Origin of the sequence: Massilia glaciei, assembly GCF_003011895.2 — a bacterium.
Classification (GTDB): domain Bacteria; phylum Pseudomonadota; class Gammaproteobacteria; order Burkholderiales; family Burkholderiaceae_D; genus Telluria_A; species Telluria_A glaciei.
On record NZ_PXWF02000273.1, the window covers coordinates 1 to 24,473 of the forward strand.

At 67.3% G+C, this 24,473-nt stretch carries 19 protein-coding genes; 4 read left to right on the plus strand and 15 right to left on the minus strand.

The genetic code is table 11. The features are described from left to right. Positions 1-517 precede the first annotated feature (517 nt). Positions 518-844, plus strand: a complete 327-nt coding sequence (locus C7C56_RS20025; RefSeq protein WP_106759133.1) for a hypothetical protein — start codon at positions 518-520, stop codon at positions 842-844. Positions 845-998: 154 nt separating this feature from the next. On the opposite strand, the gene C7C56_RS20030 is transcribed toward C7C56_RS20025, so the two are convergent. The 14 genes from C7C56_RS20030 to C7C56_RS20095 all read right to left on the minus strand — a co-directional run bounded on the left by C7C56_RS20030 (position 999) and on the right by C7C56_RS20095 (position 20,876). Then, positions 999-1,406 carry a TerB family tellurite resistance protein gene (locus C7C56_RS20030; RefSeq protein WP_229458883.1) on the minus strand — a complete coding sequence of 136 codons (408 nt, stop codon included), beginning with the start codon at positions 1,404-1,406 and terminating at the stop codon, positions 999-1,001. A gap of 144 nt (positions 1,407-1,550) precedes the next feature. Next, positions 1,551-1,982 carry a phosphoribosyltransferase family protein gene (locus tag C7C56_RS30535; protein ID WP_307719066.1) on the minus strand — a complete coding sequence of 144 codons (432 nt, stop codon included), beginning with the start codon at positions 1,980-1,982 and terminating at the stop codon, positions 1,551-1,553. A gap of 30 nt (positions 1,983-2,012) precedes the next feature. Continuing rightward, positions 2,013-2,477, minus strand: a complete 465-nt coding sequence (locus C7C56_RS30540; RefSeq protein ID WP_307719067.1) for a ribose-phosphate pyrophosphokinase-like domain-containing protein — start codon at positions 2,475-2,477, stop codon at positions 2,013-2,015. A 2-nt stretch (positions 2,478-2,479) separates the two neighbouring features. Continuing rightward, complete coding sequence (locus tag C7C56_RS20040; RefSeq protein ID WP_106759134.1) at positions 2,480-4,006, minus strand: thymidine phosphorylase family protein; 1,527 nt, start codon at positions 4,004-4,006, stop codon at positions 2,480-2,482. Next, positions 4,003-5,361: an MBL fold metallo-hydrolase RNA specificity domain-containing protein gene (locus C7C56_RS20045; RefSeq protein ID WP_106759135.1), complete on the minus strand. Its 1,359-nt coding sequence runs from the start codon at positions 5,359-5,361 to the stop codon at positions 4,003-4,005. Before C7C56_RS20045 ends, C7C56_RS20040 begins: the two co-directional genes overlap by 4 nt. Before the next feature lie 147 nt (positions 5,362-5,508). Then, on the minus strand, positions 5,509-8,211 hold the full coding sequence (locus C7C56_RS20050) for a cation-transporting P-type ATPase (RefSeq protein ID WP_106759136.1): 2,703 nt from the start codon (positions 8,209-8,211) through the stop codon (positions 5,509-5,511). Further along, positions 8,208-9,263, minus strand: coding sequence for an NAD(P)-dependent alcohol dehydrogenase (locus C7C56_RS20055; RefSeq protein WP_106759137.1), 1,056 nt, complete (start codon positions 9,261-9,263; stop codon positions 8,208-8,210). Before C7C56_RS20055 ends, C7C56_RS20050 begins: the two co-directional genes overlap by 4 nt. 167 nt (positions 9,264-9,430) lie before the next feature. Further along, on the minus strand, positions 9,431-10,672 hold the full coding sequence (locus tag C7C56_RS20060; protein WP_106759138.1) for an efflux RND transporter periplasmic adaptor subunit: 1,242 nt from the start codon (positions 10,670-10,672) through the stop codon (positions 9,431-9,433). Position 10,673: 1 nt separating this feature from the next. Continuing rightward, the gene (locus tag C7C56_RS20065; RefSeq protein ID WP_106759139.1) at positions 10,674-13,046 is read right to left on the minus strand and encodes an ABC transporter permease; all 2,373 of its coding nucleotides are present in this window, start codon (positions 13,044-13,046) and stop codon (positions 10,674-10,676) included. A 16-nt stretch (positions 13,047-13,062) separates the two neighbouring features. After that, positions 13,063-13,770, minus strand: a complete 708-nt coding sequence (locus C7C56_RS20070) for an ABC transporter ATP-binding protein (protein ID WP_106759155.1) — start codon at positions 13,768-13,770, stop codon at positions 13,063-13,065. 464 nt (positions 13,771-14,234) lie between these two features. Beyond that, a complete protein-coding gene (locus tag C7C56_RS20080) occupies positions 14,235-15,794 on the minus strand; it encodes a TerC family protein (RefSeq protein WP_106759140.1) in 1,560 nt (519 codons plus the stop codon). A 185-nt stretch (positions 15,795-15,979) separates the two neighbouring features. Beyond that, entirely contained in the window at positions 15,980-18,520 is a 2,541-nt protein-coding gene (locus C7C56_RS20085; protein ID WP_106759141.1) for a cation-translocating P-type ATPase, read from the minus strand. Positions 18,521-18,523: 3 nt separating this feature from the next. Next, positions 18,524-19,369, minus strand: a complete 846-nt coding sequence (locus C7C56_RS20090; protein WP_106759142.1) for a universal stress protein — start codon at positions 19,367-19,369, stop codon at positions 18,524-18,526. Between the two features lie 253 nt (positions 19,370-19,622). After that, on the minus strand, positions 19,623-20,876 hold the full coding sequence (locus tag C7C56_RS20095) for an ABC transporter substrate-binding protein (RefSeq protein ID WP_106759143.1): 1,254 nt from the start codon (positions 20,874-20,876) through the stop codon (positions 19,623-19,625). Between the two features lie 281 nt (positions 20,877-21,157). Here C7C56_RS20095 and C7C56_RS20100 point away from each other — a divergent pair, with 281 nt between their 5' ends. Both C7C56_RS20100 and C7C56_RS20105 read left to right on the plus strand, forming a co-directional pair. Beyond that, on the plus strand, positions 21,158-21,952 hold the full coding sequence (locus C7C56_RS20100) for an SDR family NAD(P)-dependent oxidoreductase (RefSeq protein WP_106759144.1): 795 nt from the start codon (positions 21,158-21,160) through the stop codon (positions 21,950-21,952). A 15-nt stretch (positions 21,953-21,967) separates the two neighbouring features. Beyond that, complete coding sequence (locus C7C56_RS20105; protein WP_106759145.1) at positions 21,968-22,615, plus strand: TetR/AcrR family transcriptional regulator; 648 nt, start codon at positions 21,968-21,970, stop codon at positions 22,613-22,615. Between the two features lie 52 nt (positions 22,616-22,667). On the opposite strand, the gene C7C56_RS20110 is transcribed toward C7C56_RS20105, so the two are convergent. Further along, complete coding sequence (locus C7C56_RS20110; protein WP_106759146.1) at positions 22,668-23,663, minus strand: 2-hydroxyacid dehydrogenase; 996 nt, start codon at positions 23,661-23,663, stop codon at positions 22,668-22,670. A gap of 209 nt (positions 23,664-23,872) precedes the next feature. Here C7C56_RS20110 and C7C56_RS20115 point away from each other — a divergent pair, with 209 nt between their 5' ends. Beyond that, positions 23,873-24,466: a lipid-binding SYLF domain-containing protein gene (locus C7C56_RS20115; RefSeq protein ID WP_106759147.1), complete on the plus strand. Its 594-nt coding sequence runs from the start codon at positions 23,873-23,875 to the stop codon at positions 24,464-24,466. Positions 24,467-24,473 lie beyond the last annotated feature (7 nt).

Below are 24,473 nucleotides of genomic sequence, written 5' to 3' on the forward strand. Positions count from 1 at the left end.
TTCAGATCGGTCTCCATCCGCTCTTCATACCCGGGCGAGCGGGGTTTGTCGAGCTTTGCTAGTCAACTACATGATTCTTTTGGAAAATGGTCGCAGCGGGAATTTACAGTGGCAACCCATCCGTTGGCAAAGCGAAACCAGGGCAAGAGATTTTTTTCGAGGCCTTTTGCGAAAATTTCTCTGACCCTGCTTTCGCGGCCCCACTGGGAGGGCCCTACAGGGTACAGACCCCTGTTTCACGGAAACGTAGGCGACTAAAGGCGGTTTCCCTGATATCCGTGGCGCCGGCAACTAGCTGAGGCGCATGTCGGGATCGGCGACTTCCTGCAGAAAATGATCGACCAGGGCGTTAGCCGCCCTCAGACCATCTCGCTTCGAAAGCAATACCAAGGGAGATTTATTTTTGCATTTGCGCGATAGCCAAAACGATCTCGGTCAATTGCTTGATCTACATCAGTTGTTGTAATGAGGATGAGCACTACCTTCAACCAAGCCCAATCAACTTAGAGAGTCATCCATGGACGCACAGCACTTTTCGCATTTTGTAGAAAGCCTTGTGGAGTGGATTGCGAACGCGCCCTTATACATTGAGCCGACCGTGTCGCCCGAAGACAAGCCTGTGCGGTCGGGGTTTAACAACCGGATCGCTGCCGTAAAGCGGGTCGAGAGCCGACTGGCGGTTTTTTGTACCGCACGCGCCCGCAACGAATTGCCTGACGACGATGCCGACTTCGAGCCGCTCGAAGGACTGCCCGAAGTAGCCGAAAAAAAGGAGGCGGCTACAGCGGATGAGGACGAGGGCGACGACGGGCCGGCGCCCGACAAGCGAGTGGCAAGACCCTGACGGGCCGTTCGTCCGGCGCCAACTTCTTCGGTGACCGAAAAGCGTGCGATAGCTCAGATAAAAACTGCGGCAAAACTGCTGCAAGAGCACGCACGGCGCGACCGCCCGTCCTGTTCAATTGGGCCTCTTGAAGCGACGCCCCTGTTGCCCCCGATTAGCCCCCGATCGCCCGCGCGCCAAAGCCGCTTTCGGCGCCCCACACGGCGCTCGCCCGCGTCAACAGCACCGCCTCGCCGTCGGCGAGCCAGCCGTCGGCATCGGCGATCTGCCACATGGCTTTCAACAACTGGCGCCGCATGTCGGGATGGGCGATCTCCTGCAGCAAATGATCGACCATGGCGTTGTCGATCTGGACGAACCCGTGCGTGGCCGATGTGAGCAAGTCCTGGCACAGGTCCTGCAGCAACTGCTGGAACGCCCCGTCGTCGAGATCGACGTAGTTGAGGATGCCGGAACGGTTCATCGCGGCGAGCTCGCTCTGGGCGAGGTTGCCATCCGATACCATCATCAGGGCCAGGATGCGTCCCGCCGCATGGGGACTGTCGATTTCGTACGCGCGCATAATTTCTTCCTTTTGCAATGAATTGATCAACATTGCAGCCGGGTGGGCTCCGGCTGACCGGCCACACCCCGGCTGTGTGATGGAAGGATCATAGGGCGCGCCGTGAGCTCGCACAATTCGATTGTTTAACGCTAAATCATCGGTTTACTCGATGTGTTTGGTTGTGGCGCGGCCGTTGCGCTCGCCGAGCTGGTCGACTACCGCCGCGGCGATGTAGGGACACAAGTCGATCCGGTTCGACGCATGCGCAACCGTATTGCAACTGCGGATGTCGACTACGCCGGCCCCGGCCAGCACGGCGGACGCATCGGGCGCGAACAAGGCGTGCACGGCCACGCAGACCGGCGCCACCATCCCGGCCGCGCGCAGGGCGCCGGCCGCCGCCGCCATGGTGCGCGCGGTCGAAATGATGTCGTCGACCAGCACCGGGGGGTGCCCGAGCCAGGCCGACACGTTCGGCAACGACACCGCGACGGCATGGTCGCCGCTGCGCGTTTTTTGCAAGATCACATGGGGGCAGCCGGCCGCGGCGGCCACCTCGGCCACCCATTGCTCGCTTTCGGCGTCGGGCCCCACCAGCAGCGGGCGCGCGATGGTCGCCGCGATCTACTTTGCCAGCGCTGGTGCCGCGCGCACGACCCGGGTGTCGACGCCATAGATGTCGGACAGCGCGTGGTGCCGGTGCAGATGGGGATCGACCGTCACCAGCCAGTCGCAGCAACTGCTGAGCAATCGCGCGAAATGCGCCGACGTGATGCCGTCCCCGGGTTCGAAGTGCGCATCCTGGCGCATGTAGGGCAGGTAGGGGATGACCAGTCCCACGCTGCGCGCGCCGAGTTCGCGCGCGATCGACGCGCTCAGGTAAAGCGCCATGATTTTATCGTCCGGCCGCTCGAGCGCGCAGGCGATGACGACGTCGCGCCCGGCCACGGGCGTGCGGAAGACCGGATTGGATTCGCCATCCGGAAACTGGTGCACGTGCAGCGCGCCCGGCTCGCTGGCGAGCGCGCGTCCCAGGGCGGCGCCAAAATCGGTGGCGCCGGGCATGGCGCATAGAAGCGGTTTATGCATTGTCAATCCTGTATCGAGATCAATTGTGCCTGCGCTTCGGCATAGGCGCGCGCGTGGGCCAGCTCGCCCGGCGAGTCGGCATGGATCGTCAGCAATGACTGGCCGGGCGCCACCTCGGTGCCGAGCGGCGCGTGGAAGGCGACCCCGGCCGCCGGGGACTTGGGCGCGCCGGCCAGTTTGGCCACCCCGGCCAGGCGCCGGTTGTCAACCGCCACCACCCGTCCCGACTGGCGCGCGCAGATGTCGTGCGTGTGTCTGGCCCTGGGCGGCACGCGCATGCCGCCCTGTGCCTCGCAGATCGCCTCGAACTTGCGCCACGCGCTGCCGTTGTCGAGCACCTGTTGCGCCAGCATCCGGCCCGCGCCCGGGGCCGCCCTGCCGCCCAGTTCGAGCACCGCGCCGGCCAGCGTCAGGGCGCGCTGGCGCAGGTCGTCGGGCGCGCCCGGCGCGTTCTGCAGCACGGCGAGCACATCGAAGGCCTCCAGCGCCGGCCCGATGCCGCGCCCGACAGGCTGGCTGCCATCGGTGACGATGGTGCGCACCGCCAGTCCGAGCGCGGCGCCGACCGTGACCAGCTTGGCGCCGAGCGCGGCGGCGGCCTCGGGCGAGCGGATCTTCGCGCTGTCGCCGACCGGCAGGTCGATCAGCACCCGGTTCGACCCGGCCGCGATTTTCTTGGACAGCACCGATGCGACCAGCAAACCGTCGCTGTCGAGGTCGAGCGGCCGTTCGACCCGGATCAGCAGGTCGTCGGCCGGGCTGAGGTTGACCGCGCCGCCCCAGACGATGCAGCCGCTTTCGCGCTCGACCACGCGGCGCATGGTCGCCAGGTCGAGGCGGACCGGGGCCAGCGTCTCCATGGTGTCGGCCGAACCGGCCGGCGAGGTGATCGCGCGCGACGAAGTCTTGGGGATCAGCAGGCCGCAGGCGGCCACGATCGGCACCACCAGCAATGTGGTGCGGTTGCCCGGCAGGCCACCCACGCAATGCTTGTCGACCACGATGTCGGCATTCCAGCGCAGGCGCTGGCCGGCGTCGATCATGGCGCCGGTCAGCGCGACCATCTCGGCCAAGTCGAGCCGCGCGCCCGAACAGGCGGTGATCAGCGCGGCCAGTTCGATGTCGCGGTAGCGTCCCGCGACGATGTCGCCGACGATCCCGGCCACGCCCTCGGGTGTGAGCGGGCTGCCGAAAATCTTGGCACGCACGGCCGAAAACGACCGCGTCGGGGCCGGGTGCGCGACCCTGAGCTGGTCGCCGTCGGCGCCGCCCAGCGCGCGCCACGCCGCCTCCGACAGCCCGACCTCGTGCAATCCGATCAGGGACGGCTCCATCACGTGGAGGGTGGCGACGACGCGCCGCCCGCCGCGCCACACCTCCACCCGCGATTTCGCCTCGAAGCCTTCGAACTTGCACACGTGGCAGCCGCGCCGCATGTAGACGACCGGTTCGTCGCGGGTGTCGATGCCCAGCCGGCGCAAGGTCAGCGGCGCGAACGCGGTGGCGGGCAGGGGCGCTTGCCGGGTCACAGGGCGATCCGGTCGCGGTAGGTCGGCACGCGGCAGGGCCAGCGCAGCGTTTCCTCGATGCGCCGGCGCAGCGCGTCGGCCGCGTCCGGCTCGCCGTGGGTGATGAAGGTCTGTTTCGGGGCCCGCGTGAAGTGCGACAGCCAGCCGAGGATCTCGTCGGCGTCGGCGTGGCCCGACAGGTTGCTGATCTGCGCGACGCGCGCACGCAGCGGCACGTACTGGCCATGGATCTTGATCTCGCCCACGCCGGCGAGCATGGCCGCGCCGCGCGTGCCGCCGGCCTGGTAGCCGGCGAACAGGATCGTGTTGCGCGGGTCCGAGGCGAATGCCTTGAGGTGGTGCAGCACCCGCCCGCCGGTCGCCATCCCGCTCGCGGCGATGATCACCATTGGCATGTGGCGGTTGTTGAGCGCGATCGACTCCTCGACCGAATTGACGATCTTGGCGGCGTGGCACATCGATTCGCACTGGGCGGCGTCGAGCCGGTGGTCGGCGCGGTGCTTGTGGTAGATGCCGGTCGCGTTGACCGCCATCGGGCTGTTGAGGTAGACCGGCAGCAGGCGCGGGATGGCGCCGCTGCTTTTGAGCCGGTGCAGGTAGTACAGCATCTCCTGGGCGCGGCCGACGGCGAACGAGGGGATGATGGTCACGCCGCCGCGGGCGGCCGTCTCGCGGATGGTCTGGCCGATCAGGAGCTCGGGGTCGGCCGGATCGTGGCGCCGGTTGCCATAGGTCGATTCGAGCACCAGATAGTCGGTTTGCTCGACCACCGAGGGCGCGGGCATGAGCAGGTCGTGGGGGCGTCCAAGGTCGCCCGAAAACGTGATCTTGTGCTCGCCCCAGCGCATCGAGACGATGGCCGCGCCGAGTATGTGGCCGGCCCTGAGCAGCTCCACGCTCACGCCCGCGCACACCTCGACGCGGTGGTTGAAGGCGACCGGCGCGAAGTGCCCGAGCGAGCGGCGCGCGTCGTCCTCGGTGTACAGGGGCAGCGCCGGCGCGTGCTTCGAGATCCCATGGCGGTTGGCATAGTTTGCCTCCTCCTCCTGCAGATGTCCGCTGTCTGGCAATAGGATCGCGCACAGGTCGTACGTGGCTTCGCTGCAAATGATCTTGCCGCGGAAGCCGTCGCGCACGAGCAGGGGCAGGTAGCCGCTGTGGTCCAGGTGGGCGTGCGTGAGGACCACCGCGTCGAGCTCGTCCGGGCGGAACGGCAGGCCGGCCCAGTTGCGCAGGCGTAGCTCCTTGTAGCCCTGGAACAGGCCGCAGTCGACCAGCACCTTCCTCGATCCTTCCGTGAGCAGGTATTTCGAGCCGGTGACGGTGCCGGTGGCGCCGAGAAACTGGATATGCATGCGGTTCTCCTGGGATCGATCAAGGGCCGCACGGCGAAATGGAGGCGGGTCAGTTGAACTATGACAAGAGTTTTACGCAAAAACGTTGACGTGCATCAAATATGTTGGGGCGGATCAAGATGGGGCGGACGAACGGTCCGCCCCATCTCATGCGCGCATGGCCACCAGCCGGATCCGGATCTGCTTCTCGATCTCGATGATGGCGAACATGGCCACGCCGACCCCGACGATGAGCATGCCGTCGAGCAGCGGCACCGCCGCCGTCGAAAACACCGCCTGCAGCGGCGGCGCGTAGGTGACGGCGAACTGGGCGAGCGTGACGATGGCCACGGTGGTCCACACCGCCCTGGTGCCGCGCACCGCCCGCCAGGTCAGCGAGGTGCCGTAGATATTGCGGATGAAAAACAGGTGGAAGATCTCCATCACCACCAGCGTGTTGAGCGCCATGGTGCGCGCCAGTTCGAGCGGATAGCCGCGCCCGATGGCATAGCTGAAAATGCCGAACACCCCGCACAGGAACAGCACCGCGACGAGCCCGATGTGCCAGGCGAGGGTGGCGCCGATCAGCGACTCGTTGCGCGCGCGCGGGGCGCGCCGCATGGTGTTCTCTTCGGTCGGCTCGAACGCGAGCGCCACGCCGAGGGTGGAGGCGGTGATCAGGTTGATCCACAGGATCTGGATCGGGGTCACGGGCAGCGTCATGCCGAACAGCAGCGCGACGATGATCGTGGCGGCCTCGCCGGCGTTGGTGGGCAGGGTCCAGCTGATGACCTTCCGGATGTTGTCGTAGACGGTGCGCCCCTCGCGCACGGCGGCCACGATGGAGGCGAAATTGTCGTCGGCGAGCACCAGCTGGGACGCCTCCTTGGCCGCCTCGCTGCCTTTTTTTCCCATCGCAATGCCGGCGTCGGCGCGCTTGAGCGCGGGGGCGTCGTTGACGCCGTCGCCGGTCATCGCCACGGTCATCCCGTGCGCCTGCAGCGCCATGACGAGGCGCAGTTTGTGTTCGGGGCTGGTGCGCGCGAAGATGTCGCAGGCCAGCGCCGCCTCCTTCAGGGCCGGCTCGCCCATGGCGTCGAGGTCGGCGCCGGTCAGCACGGTGTCGTGGTTGCGCAGCCCGACCTGCTTGCCGATCGCGGCCGCGGTCCTCGCATGGTCGCCGGTGATCATCTTGACCCCGATGCCGGCGCCGCGGCACTCGGCGATCGCGGCGATCGCGTCGGGCCGGGGCGGGTCGATCATGCCGACCATGCCAAGCAGGGTCAGGCCGCCCTCGACGTCGGCGTGCGCGAGCGCCGCGTGCTGCGGCGGCGCCGCCCGCGTCGCGAAGGCCAGCACGCGCTGGCCGAGCGAGGCGATGGCCTCGCCCCTGTCGTTCCAGTAGTCGATGTCGAGCGCCTCGCTGGCGCCGCCGGCGGCGCGCTGGCTGTCGCACATGCCCAGCACGCGCTCGGGCGCGCCCTTGAGGAACACCGCCGCCCGGCGCGCCGGATCGTGGTGCAGGGTCGCCATGAAGCGGTGGCGGGCGTCGAAGGCGATGGCGTCGGTGCGGTTCCAGGCCTGGCGCTCGCCATGGAAGTCGAGCCCGACCTTGCCCGCGAAGGCCAGCAGGGCGCCCTCCATCGGGTCGCCCTCGACCGCCCAGCCGGCGTCGCCGCGGCGCAGTGCCGCGTCGTTGCACAGGGCCGCCGCGCGCGCCAGCTCGGCGAGTATCGCGTGCTCGCCGGCGTCGACCTCGTCCCGGCCCAGCCGCACCACGCCGGTCGGCGCGTAGCCGTCGCCCTCGAGGCTGAACACATGCTGGTGCGTCACGACCGAGGCGACCATCATCTCGTTGCGCGTGAGCGTGCCGGTCTTGTCGGTGCAGATGACGGAGACCGAGCCGAGCGTCTCGATCGCGGGCAGGCGCCGGATGATCGCGTTGCGCTTGGCCATCGACTGCACGCCGATGGCGAGCGTGATCGTCAGCACCGCCGGCAGGCCCTCCGGAATGGCCGCCACCGACAGGCCCACCACGGCCATGAACATCTCGGCGAAATCGCGCTGGCCGACAAAATAGCCGAACACCAGCAGCAGCGCGGCGACCAGCAGGATCAGCGCCGTGAGCCACTTGGAGAGCACCCCCATTTGCTGCACCAGCGGGGTGGTGAGCACCTCCACTTGCGACAGCATCGCGCCGATGCGCCCGATCTCGGTTTGCGCGCCGGTCGCGACCACCACGCCGCTGCCCTGGCCGGTGGCGACGATGGTGCCCGAGAACGCCATGCAGCTGCGGTCCCCGAGCGCCGCATTGGCGGCCACGCAGCCGCATTGCTTGTCGACGGTCGACGATTCTCCCGTCAGGATCGCCTCCTGCACCGTCAGGCCATGCGCTGTGAGCAGGCGCAGGTCGGCCGGCACCTTGTCGCCCGCTTCGAGCAGCACGATGTCGCCGGGCACGAGCGCCTCGCCGGCGACGGTGAAGCGCCCGCCGCCGCGCATCACGGCGGCCTGCGGCGCGAGCATCTGGCGGATCGCGCTGAGCGCCTTTTCGGTCTTGCCCTCCTGGATGAAGCCGATGACGGCGTTGACGATCACGACCGCCAGGATCACGGCGCTGTCGAGCCAGTGCCGCAGCAGGGCGGTGATGACGACGCAGCCGAGCAAGACATAGATCAGCAGGTTGTCGAAGTGCCGCAGGAAGGCGAGCACGCGGCTAGGCTTGGGCGGCTCGGGCACGCGGTTCGGACCGTACTTCGCGCTCCGGTCCGCCACCTCCCGCGCGCCGAGGCCGCCGGGCGTGCCTTGCAAGGCCTCGAGCACCTCGGCGCCGCTCTTGGCGTGCCAGGGCGGCGGGGCGGCGGCACTCATGGCGTGATCGCCACTTTCAGCACCCCGTCGCGCTGGTTGGCGAACAGCTCGTAGGCTTGCTCGATCTGATCGAGCTTGAAGCGGTGGGTCACCATCGATTCGAGCTTGACGCACCCGGACGCGACGACATTCATCAGGCGCCGCATGCGTTCCTTGCCGCCCGGGCAAAGCGTGGTCACGATCCGGTGGTCGCCCAGGCCGGCCGCGAAGGCATCGAGCGGCAGCGAGAGCTTGCCCGAGTACACGCCAAGGCTCGACAGCGTCCCGCCCGGCTTGAGCGCGCGCAGGCATTGCTCGAACGTGGCCTGGGTCCCCAGCGCCTCGATCGCGACATCGACCCCGCGCCCTTGCGTGAGGCGCATGATCTCGGTGACCGGATCGGTCTTGGTGTAGTCGATCGTGACGTCGGCGCCGAGCGTTTTGGACACGTCGAGCCGCGCCTGCACCCCGTCGACCGCGATGATCAGGCTGGCGCCGCGCAGTTTGGCGCCGGCCGTCGCGCACAGGCCGATCGGCCCCTGGGCGAAGATGACGACGGTGTCGCCGATCCTGATGCCGCCGCTTTCGGCGCCGCCGAAGCCGGTGCTCATGATGTCCGGACACATCAAAACCTGTTCATCGGTGAGGCCGTCGGGAATCGGTTCGAGATTGCCCATCGCGTTCGGCACCAGCAAATACTCGGCCTGGCAGCCGTCGATGGTGTTGCCGAAGCGCCAGCCGCCGGCGGCCTTGCCGCCGCATTGGGACTGGTGTCCGTCGAGGCAGGTGTGGCATTGGCCGCAGGGTGTGATGGCGCCCACGACCACGCGCTGGCCCACGGCGTAGCCCTCGACGCCGGCGCCGATCTCGGCGATGACGCCGACCGGCTCGTGGCCGATGGTCAGGCCGGGGGCGACCGGATACTCGCCTTTGAGGATATGCACATCGGTGCCGCAAATCGTGGTCGTGGTTATTTTCACGACGACGCTGCCCGGCCCGGCGACCGGCACCGGTTTGTCCGCGAGCGAAATCACCCCAGGCCTGCTATACACCGCCGCTTTCATTGTCCGCATTGCCCGCTCCATTTATTGATGTGAAAGGATCCATGGTACGCCGCAACGCGTCGCCAAACGCCCTGTTGTGGCGCTCGCCATGCCGAATTTCATTCGATCGGAAAAGATTGATATGCATCAAAGATGCGTATCGGCGGCCGGCCATATGATGCACCCGCCGCAAACACCTACAGCGGCCGCGCGACCCCCCTCACTTCGACGCTGGCGCCGTCGCGCACGTCGGTCGACGGGTAGACGATCACGCGCGCGCCCTCGGAAAGCCCGGCCTGCACCCAGGCCTCGCTTTCGTTCCTGCCACCAAGCCGCACCGGCGTCAGCCGCGCCCGTCCATCGCGTACCGCGTAGACCGCCATGTCGCCCGCAGGCGTGACCTGGCCGCCCGGCAGCGGAAAGACGGCGCTGACCGGCACCTTGCGCACCTTGTCGGCGCGAAAGGTCAGGATCCGCACGTTGACCCGGTAGCCGACGCCGAGAGCGCCGGTCTGCGCGGGCGGGTCAATGATGTCGATCAGCACGTTGACCCGCTGCTCCTCGACGCCGAGCGCCGATATCTTGGTGAACGCGGCCGGCTCGACCCGCCGCACGCGCCCCCGCAGCACCGGGCCGCCCCAGCGGTCGATGCGCACCGGGCTGCCCGGGCGCGCGGGCAGGGCGTCGGCGGTGAGCAGTTCGGCCACCACCTTCATCTTGCGCGGGTCCCCCAGTTCGAGCAGCGGCGCGCCGAGCGGGACCACCGCCTCGCTCGTTTGCGCGACGCGCAGGACCTGGCCGTCGACCGGCGCGCGCACCAGGAAATTGCCGGCGCCGTCGCCGTGCTTGGCGGGATTGGCTGCATTGGCGCTCGCCTCCAACGCCGCGCGCGCCTGTTCGACCTCGTGGACCGCGATCTGGCGCTGGGCGAGGGCGCTCTCTTTCTCCTTTTGCGCGGCGCGCGCGGCGAGCTGCTCGCTTTCGAGCCGGCTCGGCGAGACGAAACCGGAGCGGGCCAGTTGCGCGGTGCGCTCGGCGTCGTGGCGCGCGCGCAGCAGCGCGATGTCGGCCGCATCGAGCGCGGCCTGGGCGCGCCGCACCTGCGCCTCGGCCGCGTTCAGGCGCGCCAGCAGCTCGCGCCGCGTGCGCGCGTCGAGCAAGGGCGGATAGGTCGGGCGCATGCTCGCCGCCACGGCGCCGGCGGCCACCCGGTCGCCCTCGCGCAGGACGATCCGGTTGACCAGCCCGGCCAGCGGCGCCGAGACCAGGTAGCGGTCGCGCAGGCGCGTCTTGCCGTCGTCCTCGACCGCCGTTTCGAAGCGCCCGACCGTGACGGTGGCCGCCTCGACGGGAATCGGCCGCGGCGCGAACGCCCATGCCAGCGCGGCGGCCAGGGCCGCGGCGGCCCCTGCGATGTGAAGTTTGCGGCGCGCGGGCATGTCACTCCCGGGTCTTGAGGACCGCGACCAGATCGAGATGGTCGATATGGCGGCGCACGACGAGGGCGCTGGCGACCCCGGCCGCCAGCACCGCCACCGCCGCCCAAGCGTAGGTGCGCGCCTGGAGCACGACCGGAAAATGCAGTTGGTCCGACTTGACCAGTTCGGCAACCAGGCCGACCAGCCCGCGCCCGAACAGCATGCCCAGCGGCAGCGCCACGGCGATCACGATCGCCATTTCGCCGAGCAGCATGGCCGACACCTCGGCGCGCGTGAACCCCAGCACGCGCAGGCTGGCCAGCTCCCAGGCGCGCTCCGACAGGGCGATGCGGGCGTTGTTGTAGACCACGCCGACGGCGATCACGCTGGCGAAGGCGGTGAGGATGGTGCTCATGATGCGCACATTGCGGGCGGTGATCTCCTGCATGTTTTGCAGCATGGTGTTCTTGCTCCAGGCGCCCGCCAGGCGCGGCATCGCCTTGCTCGCCTCGAGCACGCGCGCCTCCGACCCGGGCTCGACCGACAGCACGAAACCGGTGCTGAGGTCGCCCTCGGACAGCAGCCGGTTCAGCGCCCCGCGCTCGATATACGCGTTCAGGCCGAACATCTCCTTGACGGTCGCGCGCAAGGGCACCAGCAGGGTCCGCTGGCGCCCCTCGAGCACCTCGATCGTGACCAGGTCGCCAAGGCGCAGGCCGAGCTTGTCGGCGAGGCGGTCGGTGAGCACCAGGCCGCGCCCGGCCAGCAGGGTTTCTTGCTGCCCCATGTCGATCACACGGTAGAGTTCGGCGCGCCCGGCGTAGCCGCGCAGGATGGTCCGTTCGCGCCGCTGCGCGTTGCCAACATTGACGGTGACGAAGCGCAGCGACTCGACGCTGCGCACGCCCGGCAGGCGCCGCAGCGCGTGGCGCACGCTGTCGCTGACCGGGTCGGTGGTCCAGACGGTGACGTCGCCGCGCAGGCCGAGCGTGAACTGGTTGTCGACGACCATCTCTATGGCGTCGCGGAAGAAATTGCCCATGATGACGATCGCCACCGCCGCGGCGACCCCGGCCATGGCCAGCGAGGTGCGCGCGGGGCGCCGCTCCATGTTGCGCAGGACCATGCGCAGGGCCGGGCCGGCGCGTTCGATGCCCAGCCTGCCGAGCGCCGAGCGGTGGAAGTTGGGCGGCGCGGGCGGGCGCATCGCCTCGGCCGGGGCCAGCCGCGCCGTCGCCCGGATCGCGTGCAGGGTGCCGACACACGCCGTCAGGATCGCGATGCCGGCGCCGACGAGCAGCAGCGGCGGCGCGATCCGGTGCTCGAAGCGCGGAAAGTGGAAGGTCTCGGCGTACAGGCCGGTGAGCATGACGCCGAGTTGCTTGCCGACAAGGATGCCCAGCACCAGCCCGCCAAACACGATCGCGAGCACGAGCTTGAGGTAGTGGGCCGTGATGGCGGTGTTGCCGTAGCCGAGCGCCTTGAGCGTGGCGATCTGCTCGCGCTGGGTCGACACCAGCCGCGCCACCACCACATTGAGCAGGAAGGCGGCCACGCCGAGGAAGATCGCCGGCAGCATGGTGCCCATCACGCGCTGCTGCTTGATCTCGGCGTCGAGCATGGAATGCGACACCTGCGCCGGGCGCGCGAACACCTCGCGCCCGCCGTACGGCGCCACCAGCGCGGCGACGGCCCCGATGGTCCGCTCGGGAACGGCGCCGGGCGCGAGCTTGAACGCGGCGCGGTTGAAGGCGCCCTCCATGTTGTAGGCAGCCGCCAGCACGTCGCGGTCGACCCAGAAGATGCCGAAGCCGCGCGCATCGGGCATGCCCCACAGGCCGGCGAAGATGAACTCGGGCGACAGGGCGATCCCGACCACCACCAGCGTGCGCCGTTTGCCGTTGATCAGCGCGCGCAGCCGCGCGCCCGGGCGCAAGTTGCGCGCCTCGGCGAAGGCCTCGGAGACCAGGGCCTCGATCTCGCCGTCGGCGCGCGCCGCCACCTTGGCGCCTAGGGGCCGCCCGGCCGACAGCGTCAGCAGGTTCATGCGGTGCGGCTTGCGCTGGTCGAGTCCGATCAACTGGCCGATGACCGGGTCGGGCAGGCCCGGCAGCTCGACCCGCACCACCTGTTCGAGCGTGGTCTGGACGTCGGCCACGCCGGGCGCCGCGCGCAGCCGGGCCGCCAGCGACAGCGGGGCGTTCTTGACGCCGGCGAACAGGTCGGCGAAATGGGCCTCGGCATAAAAACGGTCGCGCGCGGCCTCGAGCGAGTCGACCGCCGACAGGCTCGTTAAAAAGCCGCCGATGCCGCTCGCGACGACCAGCGCGACCGTGATGGCCTGGCTCCACATGCGCGCCAGGTCGCGCACCAGCTTGCGGTCGAGCATCTTCATGGGCGCGCCCCCGGGCCTACCACGCCAGCTCCGACGGCGTCAGTTTGTGCGCGTTGGCCTCGACGCTCTGGATGCGGCCGTCGCCGAGCTTGACGACCCGGTCGGCCATGCCGGCGATGGCAGCGTTGTGGGTGATGACGACCGTTGTCGTGCCGAACCCGGCGTTGATGCGCGCGATGACCTCGAGCACCAGCTTGCCGGTCGCGTAGTCGAGCGCCCCGGTCGGCTCGTCGCACAGCAGCACGTCGGGCCGCTTGACGATGGCGCGCGCGATCGCCACGCGTTGCTGTTCGCCCCCGGACAGCTGGGCCGGAAAGTGCCGGCTGCGCGGGGCCAGGCCGACCAGGCCGACGGCCTCGTCGACGGGCATCGGATCGGGCGCGATGTCGGTCACGAGCGCGACGTTCTCGGCCACCGTGAGACTGGGAATGAGGTTGTAGAACTGGAACACGAAGCCCACATGGCGGCGCCGGAAGGCGGTCAGGTCGGCCTCGCCGGCGGCGCTGAGGTCCTGCGTTCCGAACAGCACCTGACCGGAGGTGGCGCTGTCGAGCCCGCCGAGGATGTTGAGCAGGGTCGATTTGCCGCTGCCCGAGGCCCCGAGCAGGACGATGAATTCGCCGCGCGCGATCTCGAGGTCGACCTCGCGCAGCGCGCGCACCTCGACCTCGCAGCTGGTGTAGGTCTTGCTGAGCCGGCGCACGCGGAACACCGGCAGGCGCATGACGTTTCCGTTTGCGCCGTGCGCGTTGCGGCCATTGGCGCCATTGCTGCCCATGCATTGCCCGTCATCCGATTCGAATAGCCAAGGGTAGACCTGCAAGCGCAGCGGGGCGCGAGCACGCTCATGTCGGCGCGTGGAACCGGCCCCGCCATCGATTGTCCAGCCGCGCCGACGTGATGCCGGAGGCGGCGCGAGGTCGCTGCCAAACGCTCAGCGGCATGCTTTTGCTACTACTTGGTAATATTCCGAAGAGCGGGGACAGGTGCGGATGTGGCTGCTGGCTGTTTGAAATAGTCGATCTCGACTGACAACGCATTGACAAGGTCGTGGCCACGCTCGAGCCGGTGGGCGGGGGGCGAATCGACGACACGGCAATGTGCCCGAAGGCTAATTGGGCATCGTCCCGATCGCGCCAACGGAAAGCCCCGGCCGTCGGCCGCCAAAAAAGCCGCGTTACGTCGGACTCATTTGTCTTGCCGCGCGTGGTCCGAAGGCAGGCGCGTCACGAGCACGGTGGCGATGCGGCGTTCGAAGACCTCGAGCGCCTCAAACTGGAGGCCGTCCACCTCGATCTTTTCGCCGGCCTGCGGCAGCGTGTTGAACCTTTCGAGCATGAAGCCTGCCAGGGAGGTGTATTCGTCGTCGTCGGACACCAGGGCATCGCTGTGCAGCACCTGCTGCAGATACAGCAAGTCGGCCGTGCCATCGACCTTCCACCGGCCGTCGCCGAGCACCTCGATGACAGGTTGCTCATCCTCGTCGGGAAACTCGCCGGCGATCGCCTCCAAGATGTCGATCGGCGTCACGAGGCCCTGGATGGTGCCGTATTCGTCGGCGATGAGGATCAATTGGCCGTGCGAGCGCTTCAAGGCGTCCATCACCTTCATCACGCCGACCGAGTCCGGCATGAAGATCGGTTCACGCACGCTGGTGAGCTCGATTTTTCCGTGGACCGACAGATCGGCGATCAGGTCCTTCGCCCGGGCCACCCCGACGATGTCGTCGAGCTGCCCCCGGCACAAGGGGAAAAAGCTGTGGGGTGTGTCCAATATCTGTTGCCGGACCGTCGCCGCGCTGGCATTGATATCGATCCAGGTCATGTCCGACCTGGTCGTCATGATCGACCTGATGGAGCGTTGCGACAGGCTCAGCACGCCGCTGACCATGTTGCGCTCCTCGGTGTCGAACGCGGACTCCTCGGCGGGCGCGGCGGCGCTCTCCGACTGCTCGCTGACCTCGTCCCTGGTCCTGTTTCCGAGCAAGCGCAATACGGCATCGGCCGTGCGCTCGCGCAAGGGAACATGCGCGTCCTTGTTGGCGAAATTTTTGCGGGCAAGCTGGTTGAAGAACTCGATGACGATGGAAAAACCGATCGCCGCGTACAAATACCCTTTTGGAATCTTGAATCCGATCCCCTCGGCCACCAGACTCAAACCGATCATCAACAGGAAGCTCAGGCACAGCACGACGACGGTGGGATGGGCGTTGACGAAACGGGTCAGCGGCTTCGAGGCGAAAATCATCACCGCCATCGAAATGACCACGGCGGCCATCATCACGCCAAGTTCATCGACCATGCCGACGGCGGTGATCACGGCGTCGAGCGAGAAGACGGCGTCGAGCACGATGATCTGGGCGATCACGGCGCCCAGGCTCGCGTACACCCGCGGGCCGCTGTGGACGTGGATTTTACCCTCGACCCGCTCGTGCAGCTCCATCGTCGCCTTGAACAACAGGAATACGCCGCCGAGCAGCAGAATCAGGTCGCGGCCGGATATCTCCTGTCCGAGCACCAAGAACAGCGGTTCGGTCAGCGTCACCATCCACGAGATCGTCGCCAGCAAGCCGAGGCGCATCAACATGGCCAGCGAGAGGCCGATCAGCCTGGCCTTGTCGCGCTGATGGGGGGGGACCTTCTCGGCCAGGATGGCGATGAAAATCAGATTGTCGATGCCCAAGACGATCTCGAGTACCACCAGTGTCAGCAAACCGACCCAGATATTCGGGTCAAAGAACCATTCCATTGAAAAAGCCTGTCGTGTTGTGAACGTGCGAAACGTGCTTTTTTAATAATCTCGCCGTGTGCCGGCCCGCACTGCTTGGCCTGGGCCGGCATGTTGGACGCGGCGCAATTATACCTTTCATATGGCTGGGAACGTCTTTTTGACGATGTGTTCACCGGGCGCGGCCAGTGCAGGGGCGGGGCCGTTCAGTCAGCGACGCCTGCCGTCCCGCTGCGCCCCAGCCAGTGCTTCAAGGTTTCGGACCAGGCGATGAGGGACGCGCCGACGAGGAGCGGATAGGCCGTGTCGAGGGCCGAGATGGGCGCAAAGTCGAACGCCCGCCGCAGTTCGGGAATGGCCAGGATGGCGGCGAGGGCGGCGCCGGTGCTTCCCAGCACCCACCACTGGGCCGGGTTGGGAATGCGCAGCAAGGCGAAGACATTGCGCGACGGTGAGCGGTTGACGACGATGCATGCCAGGTTGCCGGCCACGATGCAGGCGAACGCGATGGCCCTGGCCCGGTCCTCCGGCCAGCCCTCGCGCTGGCCCGTCAGGATCACGGCGGCAACGGCGGCGAGCAGGCCAAGTCCTTGCAGCAGCGCGAAGGCGACACTTTGCCGCCCGAACAGTCTCTCGTCCACGCGCCTTGGCGGGCGGCGCATGATGTCGTCCTCCGGCGCCTCCGCCACGAAGACGAGCGAGCATGCGGGATTGATGACCATTTCAAGGAACACGATGTGGATCGGCGCGAGCACGAGCGGGGTGCCGGCCAGCAGCGGCAGCAAGGTCATGCCGGCGATCGGCACGTGCACGGCCACGACATAGGTCAAGGCCTTGCGCAGATTGTCGTAGATCCGCCGCCCGAGCCGCACCGCCAGCACGATCGAGGCGAAGTCGTCGTCGAGCAGCACCAGCGATGCCGCCTCCCTGGCCACATCGGTGCCGCGCCCGCCCATGGCGATGCCGATGTGCGCGGCCTTGAGCGCCGGGGCGTCGTTGACGCCGTCGCCGGTCATCGCGACGATCTCGCCGCGCGCCTTGAACGAATTCACAAGCCGCAATTTTTGCTCGGGCGGGGTCCGCGCGAAGACATGCACATGCTCCACCGCGACGCCCAGTTGCGCGTAGCCGAGCATGGCGAGCTGCGCGCCCGTCATTACCGGTTCGGATGGCAAGCCGGCCTGCCGCGCGATCGCCTGCGCGGTTGCGGGAAAATCGCCGGTGATCATGGCCACGCGTATGCCGGCCCGGTGGCACTGCGCGACCGCCTCGGGGACGGGCGCGCGCAGCGGATCGGCAAGGCCCACCAGTCCAAGCCAGCTGAAGTCGAACCCGAGCGGATCGGCGGGCCAGGGCGGTCCCGCATGGGCGGCCTGGGCGACCGCGAGGACGCGCAGCCCCTGCGCCGCCAGCTCCCGCACCTGTGCCAGCAGCGCCGCCGCTTCCCCCTGCTCGAGCCGGCACAGCCGGATGATCGATTCCGGCGCGCCTTTGCTGGCGACGAGGTAACCGCCCGCGTCCGCGCACTGCCACACATGGGTCATTGCCATGAGCGCCGTCGTGAGGGGGTAGTCGTGGACCAGCGCGCGCGCGGCGCCGGCGGGGGCGTCGGGGAAAAGCGCCGCTTGGCAGCGGTGGAGCGCTTTTTCCATCAGATCGAAAGGGGGCGTTTCGCTGGCCAGCACGGCGTAATCGAGCAGCTTGCGGACCGCCTCCGGCGCCGGGCGCCGCTCGCCGAGCGCGAAGTGCCCGGCGCCGACGACGGCGGCCGCCACGGCCATGCGGTTTTGCGTGAGCGTGCCGGTCTTGTCGACGCACAGCACGGTCGCCGATCCGAGCGCTTCGATGACGGGCAGATGGCGCGTGAGCACATGTTGTTTGGACATGCTCCACGCGCCCAGGGCCATGTACACGGTCAGGATCACGACGAATTCCTCCGGCAACACGGACATCGCCAGCGTGATCCCGGCCAGCAGGGCGTTCAACCAATCGCCGCGCGTCCATCCGTACAGCACGAAGACCAGCGACGAGACGGCCGCGCCGATAAAAGCAAAACGCTTGACCAGCGCGCCGATTTCGCGCTGCAGCGCGCTTTTCTCCTGCGTGATCTGGTGCAGCGAGCGGCCGATCCGGCCCATCCGGGTGCGCTCGCCGGTGGCCGTCACGCGCGCCAGTCCGCCGCCTTGCACCACCATCGCCCCGGCCACCACGCAACCGTCGTTGGCGATCGCGCGATCCGGCGCCGGCGGCGCTTCGATGACGCGTTTGGACACCGCCAACGACTCCCCGGTCAGCAGCGACTCGTCGACCAGCAGTTCGTGGCATTCGATGAGCACGCCGTCGGCGCCGATCCGGTCGCCCTCCTCAAGGACGAGCAGATCGCCTTTGACGAGCTCGCGCCCGGCGATCCGCACGCGCTCACCATCGCGAACGACCAGAACGCGGGGGCTCGAGAGCTCGCGCAGCGCGTCGAGAACGCGCTCGGTCTTGCGCGCCGGGACGATCGTGGTCGCCATGGCGATCATGACAAAGCCGAGTAGCAGCAATGCGTCCGCGCGATCGCCGATCGCAAGGTAGATCGCCCCGGCGGCCATGAGCAGCAAAAACATCGGCTCGCGGACGACCTCGGAGACGATGCGCAGCGTGGTCCGTTTGGGCGGGGAGGGCAGTTCGTTGTAGCCGTCGCGCGCCAGTTGCCGGCGCGCCGCTACAGTCGACAGGCCGTGATCGGCTTCATCATCGCGCATGCGCTAGTGCATCATCAGCACGGGTACTGCCATCGATTGCAGCACCGTGCGCGTGGTGCCCCCCAGTATGAGTTCGCGGAAACGCGAATGGCCGTACGCGCCCATCACGACCAGGTCGGAGGACCAGTCGGCGGCCGCCGAGAGCAAGGCGTCGCCGACGCTGGTATCGATCGTTTGCGGTTTGACCCCGACCCGGACGCCGTGCCTCGCAAGGTAGAGCGCCACGTCGGCGCCCGGTTCGGCCCCGTGCGCATCGTAGGGTTCGCGTTCCGGATTGAACACGGCCACGTCGACTTGCCGCGCGCGGCGCAGCAATGGAAGCGCGCCGGCGACCGCGCGGGCCGCCGCCATGCCCGCGTTCCATGCGATCAGGACGCGCTGCCCGGGGTGGCCGACATGTCCGGCGGCGGGGATGATCAATGTCGGACGGCACCAATTGAGCACGACGTGCTCGGAAAAATCGGCCGCATATCTGGGGGCATCGGCCTGGTTGGACGATTGGCAGATCACGACCAGGTCGCAGTAGCGCGCCTGCAAGGTGAACCCGGGCCAGGCCTCGCCATCTTCAAGGCGCCGCTCGAACGAGGCCACGCCGATCCCTCGCGCTAGGGACTCGAACTGCTGGAGTGCCTTCTCGGCGGCTTGCCTGGACGCCTCGAGCTGGCTCGCCAGGCTTGGGTCGCTGATGTCGAACCCGCCGCCGACGTAGTAGATCAGCGGTGACGCATCGGTCAGTGCCAGTCCGATCAGATGTGCGCCGTGCGCCTGCGCGAGGCCGGCGGCGACGCCGACGCGCTCGGCCGCCTGCGGCGAGTCGTCCACATGGACCAGAATAGTTTTGTAAGACATCTCGCAACCCCCGTTGGGCAGAACGCGGGTCCATGTTAGGCGGCGCCCAAGGCTACGGCATGAGAGACGTCAATGATGCGGGCCCCGAAGCGGACAGGCCAACGACGCAATCCGGACCGCCCAGACGGATTTGCAGCCACTTTCCTTTAAATCCGACACGCTGCCAGTAGCCTGCGCATCGGATTGACCGCAGGACCGCGCCGAGGCCGCAAGCGGCAAGCGGCAATAGCCACGCCGGTCCACCCGAAGGGGATTACTTGCTGTTATTGACGGCGGCCAGCAATAGCTTGGTCGCCTCGGCGGGCGATATATTGGAGTTATGGAACTTGCTCACCACGCCAGTCACGGCTCCCTGCACCGGAATGCGCATTGAGGAGGAGGAACCGCTCACCATGCTGCCCGCCTTCATAGCCTGCTTGAGGTCGGCCATCGACTTCTTGCCGCAGTGGTCGAACCCTTCCATCGACACGTCCGTGCGCGCCGGCACCGAACCCTTGGCGATATTGAACTTCTCCTGGAAGCCCTTGTCCATCACCGCGCTGGCGAAATCGGACTGGCCGGCCATCCGCTTGTCGCTTGCCTTTACGAGCGCGAATTGGTCGGAACTGAAGATGAAGGTGCCATCCGTGCCCGGATACTGGGAGCACAGGTAGTCGACATTGGGCTTCATGTGTCCCTTGGCGAATTCCCCCTTGGCCCAGTCGCCCATGATCTGCATCGCGGCCTTCTTGTGGTAGACCATCGACGTGGCAAGATTCCAATTGCGGTTCGGGAAGTTGGGGTCGACCATGGTGCGCAGCTTTTTCATCTGCGAAAAAGCATTTTCCATCGTCTTGCTGCCCAGCGCCACCGGGTCGAGATCGACCAAGGCCTGCTTGTAGAACGTGGGGCCGCCAGCCGACATCACGGCGCTGTCGAAGATGATCGCCTCCTGCCACGGTTGGCCGCCGTGCGCCAGCGGAATGTAACCGGCCTTGCGGATCTTGTCGGCATGCGCCACCAGTTCGTCGAAGGTCGTCGGCACTTTCAGCTTGAGTTCGTCAAAGATGGCCTTGTTGGCCCAGATCCAGTTGGTGCGGTGGATGTTGACAGGCGCGGCCACCCACTTTCCCTTGTACTTGGAGAATTTTTGCAGAGGCAGCGGCACCACCTTGTCCCATCCTTCTTTACTGGCCACCAAGTCCACATTGCCGAGCAAGCCTTCCGCCGCATAGTCGCTGATGGCAAAACCAAGCAACTGCATCGCATCGGGCGAATTGCCCGGCGAGGCACTCGCGCGCAGCTTGGCCGGCGTCGGCTCGCCGCCGCCGCCGCCGATCGCGCTGTCCTTCCAGGCGAACCCACGTTTGGCGACATCATCCTTCAATATCTTAAGCGCGGCCGCCTCACCGCCCGATGTCCACCAGTGCACCACCTTCACCGATTTCTCATCCTGGGCATGGGCCGCGCCGGTGGCGCCCAGGGCGAACAGCAAGGCCGGCACCGCAATTTTCTTGTTAACACTCATCGTTCGTCTCCTCCTGAAAATCACATAAATGGCGCAGCGACAAGCCCGAACACGGTCCGTCCAATGCCACGCGCCTTCATATTGTTGTTGTCACTTGTGCCACTTCCCTTGCACAGGCGCCCGGCCTAAATATACTTGTTACTCATGGTTTCGTCATTTTCCTAATTGGAAATATCGAACGGTTTCGCAGTCTTTGGCCGGCAAATCCCGATCGACAACTGACCGTCGGTCAGTCAATAATTCACATGAAATGACCGATGGTCAGTTAATGAAGGTCGAACATGGCAAGGCAACAAGATCTTAAAGGGCAGTGGGCACTGGTGACGAGCGCCTCGAGTGGATTCGGGGTCGACTTCGCGCACCTGCTGGCAGAGCGCGGCGCCAACCTGGTGCTGGCCGCGCGCTCGGCCGGCCCGATGGAGGCGTTGGCGGCGCTGCTGCGCGCCACCCATGGCGTGCGCACCCATGTGGTGGCGATCGAACTGGCCCGCGGCGGGGTGGGCGTCGAGCTCAAGGACCGGCTCGACAAGGAGGGCATCGACGTCGAGATACTGGTCAACAACGCCGGTTACGGCGTCTTCGGCCCATTCATGGAGCAGCCGCTGGCGCGCACGCTCGACATGATGCAGTTGAACATGGCGTCGCTGACCGAACTGACGCACGCGTTCGAAAGCCCGATGGCGGCGCGCGGCAGCGGCAAGATATTGCTGGTGGCAAGCATAGGCGCGATCCAGGCCACGCCGACCTACGCGGCCTACAGCGCCACCAAGGCATTCGTGCTGCTGTTCGGCGAGGCGCTCCACGAAGAATTGAAGGGCCGCGGCGTGACGGTGACGGTGCTGTCGCCCGGAATCACCGCCACCGGCTTCCTGGCGGTCCCGGGCCAGCGCGCCACCCTGTACCAGCGCATGGTCATGATGCAAAGCCGGCCGGTGGCGCGCATCGGCTTGCAGGCCTTATACTCCGGGCGGACGTCGATCGTGCCCGGCTGGCTCAACGCCTTGACGGCGTGGTCGAACCGGCTGATGCCGCGCATGGTCCAGCGCAAGGTCGCCACGGCGCTGATGAAAAACTGAACCGGAAAGGAACGCATGGGCCGCAACGCCATGTCGGACGAGGAAAAAGAGGGCCGGCGCCGCGTGCTGCTGGCGGCCGCGCACCGCCTGTACCGCGAGCGCGGCGTGCTGCCCCCGGTGGCCGACATCGCCACCGCGGCCGGTCTGGCCAAGGGCACGGTCTATCTCTATTTCCGGACCAAGGAGAAAATCTTTGTCGCGCTGCTCGAGGATGCGTTAGGCTCCTTGTTCGCGCGCCTGCTTCCCGCGCTCGATCGGTTGCCGCGCGGCGGGCGCGACACCGCCAAGGCGTTCGCCGACCACTACGTGCGCCTGATCGCCGACAGCGCCGACCTGCTGCCGCTGGCGGCCCTGGCCAACGCGGTGCTCGAGCAAAACCTGCCGGTCGAGCCGATGCGCCGCTTCAAGACCGGGCTCGCGCGCGCGCTCGGCCAGGCCGGACGCCACCTGGAGCAGCGCACCGGCCTCGCGCCCGGGGGCAGCGGCGAGACCTTGCTGCTGCATACGTATTCGCTCACGCTCGGCTTGTGGCAGGCGCTGTCGTATCCCGAACCGCTGCGCGCCCTGTTGCAGGAGGAGTCGCTGCGTGGCCTGGCGCGCGATTTCGAGCCCGAGTTGCACATCGGCGTGCACCGGCTGTGGCTCGGGTATTTCGCGGCGTGACTATTCGTTTTTGAATAGCCCAGCCTGCGCTATTCAAAAATGAATGGCGTATTCAGCCCTCCACGAGATTCGCGCACGGTTTTTGCTGCATGAAGCACTCGAGGTTGTGCAGCGTCACCTGCGCGATTTCGCGCATCGCCTCGACCGTGAAGAATCCCTGGTGGCCCGTCACGAGCACATTCGGAAACGTCATCAGGCGCTGGAACACGTCGTCGCCGATGATGTCGGCCGAGCGGTCTTGGAAGAACAGTTCGCTCTCCTGCTCGTAGACGTCGATCGCCAAGCCGCCCAGCCGGTGCGACTTGAGCGCCGCGATGACCGCCACGGTGTCGACCAGGCCGCCCCTCGACGTGTTGATGAGCATCGCCCCGGGCTTCATGCGCGCGAGCGCGGCGGCGTCAATCATGTGCAGGGTTGCCGGTGTCAGAGGACAGTGCAAGGAGACGTAATCGGATGCCGCAAGCAGCTCGGGGAGGGGCGCGACCGCGCCGTGCGCGCCAAACTGGTCGGGCGCGGCCGGGTCGGAACCGATGACGGTGCAGCCGAAACCCTTAAAAATGCGGGCGGCGGCCATGCCGATCTTGCCCAGCCCGACCAAGCCGACGGTTTTGCCGTGAAGGTTGCTGCCGAGTAGACCATCGAGAGAGAAATTGCCGTCGCGCACGCGCAGCCAGGCCCGGTGGGTGTGCCGGTTCAGTGTGAGGATCAGCGCGAGCGTGTGTTCGGCTACCGCCTCGGGCGAGTACGCGGGCACGCGGGCGACAAACAGGCCGAGCTTGGCCGCGCTGGCCGTGTCGAGGTTGTTGAATCCGGCGCAGCGCAGCAGCACCGCGCGCACGCCGAGGCCCGCCAGCGCCCCTAGGACTGTGGCGTCGAGTTTGTCGTTCACAAACACGCACACCGCGGCGCAGCCGGCGGCGAGGCTGGTCGACTGCGCCGCGAGCGCCTCCGTGAAGTAGACCAGCTCCACCTTGTCGGCGGCCGCGCCGAAGGCCTCGTCAAGGAAGAGGCGGTCGTAAGGCTGTGCGCTAAAAACGGCAATTTTCATAGTTTGTGGTGAACTTCGCTGTGGCGCCGAGACCGGGCCGGGCGAACATTGTCGCACGGCGCCCCTGTTCGGCAGCGCGCGGGCCGCGCGTCACCGGGCGGGCAAGTCTGAACCGTTGGCCGGCGGCGCAGTCATACCATTGGTGCGCAGATGGCCGGCCGGCGTGTCGGGCTGCGCCAAGGGCCACGACTGCCGGCAAAGGAAGATCCATGGAACGCCGCAAAATGGTGCCGTCTCGGCGCAAATTTCTACTCGACGCCGTCGGCCTCGCCGCGGCGGCCGGTTTCGTATCGGCCTGCGTCGACACCAGTCCCTTGAGCACGGTGCCGGAGCGCGACCGCCTGCGCCTGCAGATCGAGACCGATTTTTTCAGGGAGCTTCAGCGCCTCCGGCAGGTCGCGCCGGCGAGCGCGGGCCTCATCGCCGACGCGATCGGTGTGATGATGTTCCCCACCGTCGTCAACAGCAACCCCGTGCTCGGCGAGCAGTCCGGCATGGGGGCATTGCGGGTGGCAAACGTGTTCACGGAATACTACCTGCTCAGCGTCATCGGCGCGGCCGGGCGCCAGCCGCCGACCCGCAGCTATCTTTTTTTGTTCACCACGTTGGCCAGCCTCAACCGCTTCCGCGCAAGCGACCCCGGGGCCGAATTCGACCAGCTCTCGCAGCTGACCATTGGCGCCGACGGGCGCGTCGCCAGCGCGGCGCCGGGCGCGCCCTTGCTGTGGCTCGGTTGGGAGGGCGACCGCATCTTGCCCTTGTCGGCGCAGCCGGCGTTCAGCGTCGCTGCGCTGCCGCTCTGAGCCGGGG

What these genes read in the sequence shown, in the direction of transcription:
- C7C56_RS20025 (WP_106759133.1), top strand. Translation starts at nt 518, where the DNA reads ATGGACGCACAGCACTTTTCGCATTTTGTAGAAAGCCTTGTGGAGTGG.
- C7C56_RS20030 (WP_229458883.1), bottom strand. Translation starts at nt 1,406, where the DNA reads ATGCGCGCGTACGAAATCGACAGTCCCCATGCGGCGGGACGCATCCTG.
- C7C56_RS30540 (WP_307719067.1), bottom strand. Translation starts at nt 2,477, where the DNA reads ATGCATAAACCGCTTCTATGCGCCATGCCCGGCGCCACCGATTTTGGC.
- C7C56_RS20045 (WP_106759135.1), bottom strand. Translation starts at nt 5,361, where the DNA reads ATGCATATCCAGTTTCTCGGCGCCACCGGCACCGTCACCGGCTCGAAA.
- C7C56_RS20050 (WP_106759136.1), bottom strand. Translation starts at nt 8,211, where the DNA reads ATGAGTGCCGCCGCCCCGCCGCCCTGGCACGCCAAGAGCGGCGCCGAG.
- C7C56_RS20055 (WP_106759137.1), bottom strand. Translation starts at nt 9,263, where the DNA reads ATGCGGACAATGAAAGCGGCGGTGTATAGCAGGCCTGGGGTGATTTCG.
- C7C56_RS20060 (WP_106759138.1), bottom strand. Translation starts at nt 10,672, where the DNA reads ATGCCCGCGCGCCGCAAACTTCACATCGCAGGGGCCGCCGCGGCCCTG.
- C7C56_RS20065 (WP_106759139.1), bottom strand. Translation starts at nt 13,046, where the DNA reads ATGAAGATGCTCGACCGCAAGCTGGTGCGCGACCTGGCGCGCATGTGG.
- C7C56_RS20070 (WP_106759155.1), bottom strand. Translation starts at nt 13,770, where the DNA reads ATGCGCCTGCCGGTGTTCCGCGTGCGCCGGCTCAGCAAGACCTACACC.
- C7C56_RS20080 (WP_106759140.1), bottom strand. Translation starts at nt 15,794, where the DNA reads ATGGAATGGTTCTTTGACCCGAATATCTGGGTCGGTTTGCTGACACTG.
- C7C56_RS20085 (WP_106759141.1), bottom strand. Translation starts at nt 18,520, where the DNA reads ATGCGCGATGATGAAGCCGATCACGGCCTGTCGACTGTAGCGGCGCGC.
- C7C56_RS20090 (WP_106759142.1), bottom strand. Translation starts at nt 19,369, where the DNA reads ATGTCTTACAAAACTATTCTGGTCCATGTGGACGACTCGCCGCAGGCG.
- C7C56_RS20095 (WP_106759143.1), bottom strand. Translation starts at nt 20,876, where the DNA reads ATGAGTGTTAACAAGAAAATTGCGGTGCCGGCCTTGCTGTTCGCCCTG.
- C7C56_RS20100 (WP_106759144.1), top strand. Translation starts at nt 21,158, where the DNA reads ATGGCAAGGCAACAAGATCTTAAAGGGCAGTGGGCACTGGTGACGAGC.
- C7C56_RS20105 (WP_106759145.1), top strand. Translation starts at nt 21,968, where the DNA reads ATGGGCCGCAACGCCATGTCGGACGAGGAAAAAGAGGGCCGGCGCCGC.
- C7C56_RS20110 (WP_106759146.1), bottom strand. Translation starts at nt 23,663, where the DNA reads ATGAAAATTGCCGTTTTTAGCGCACAGCCTTACGACCGCCTCTTCCTT.
- C7C56_RS20115 (WP_106759147.1), top strand. Translation starts at nt 23,873, where the DNA reads ATGGAACGCCGCAAAATGGTGCCGTCTCGGCGCAAATTTCTACTCGAC.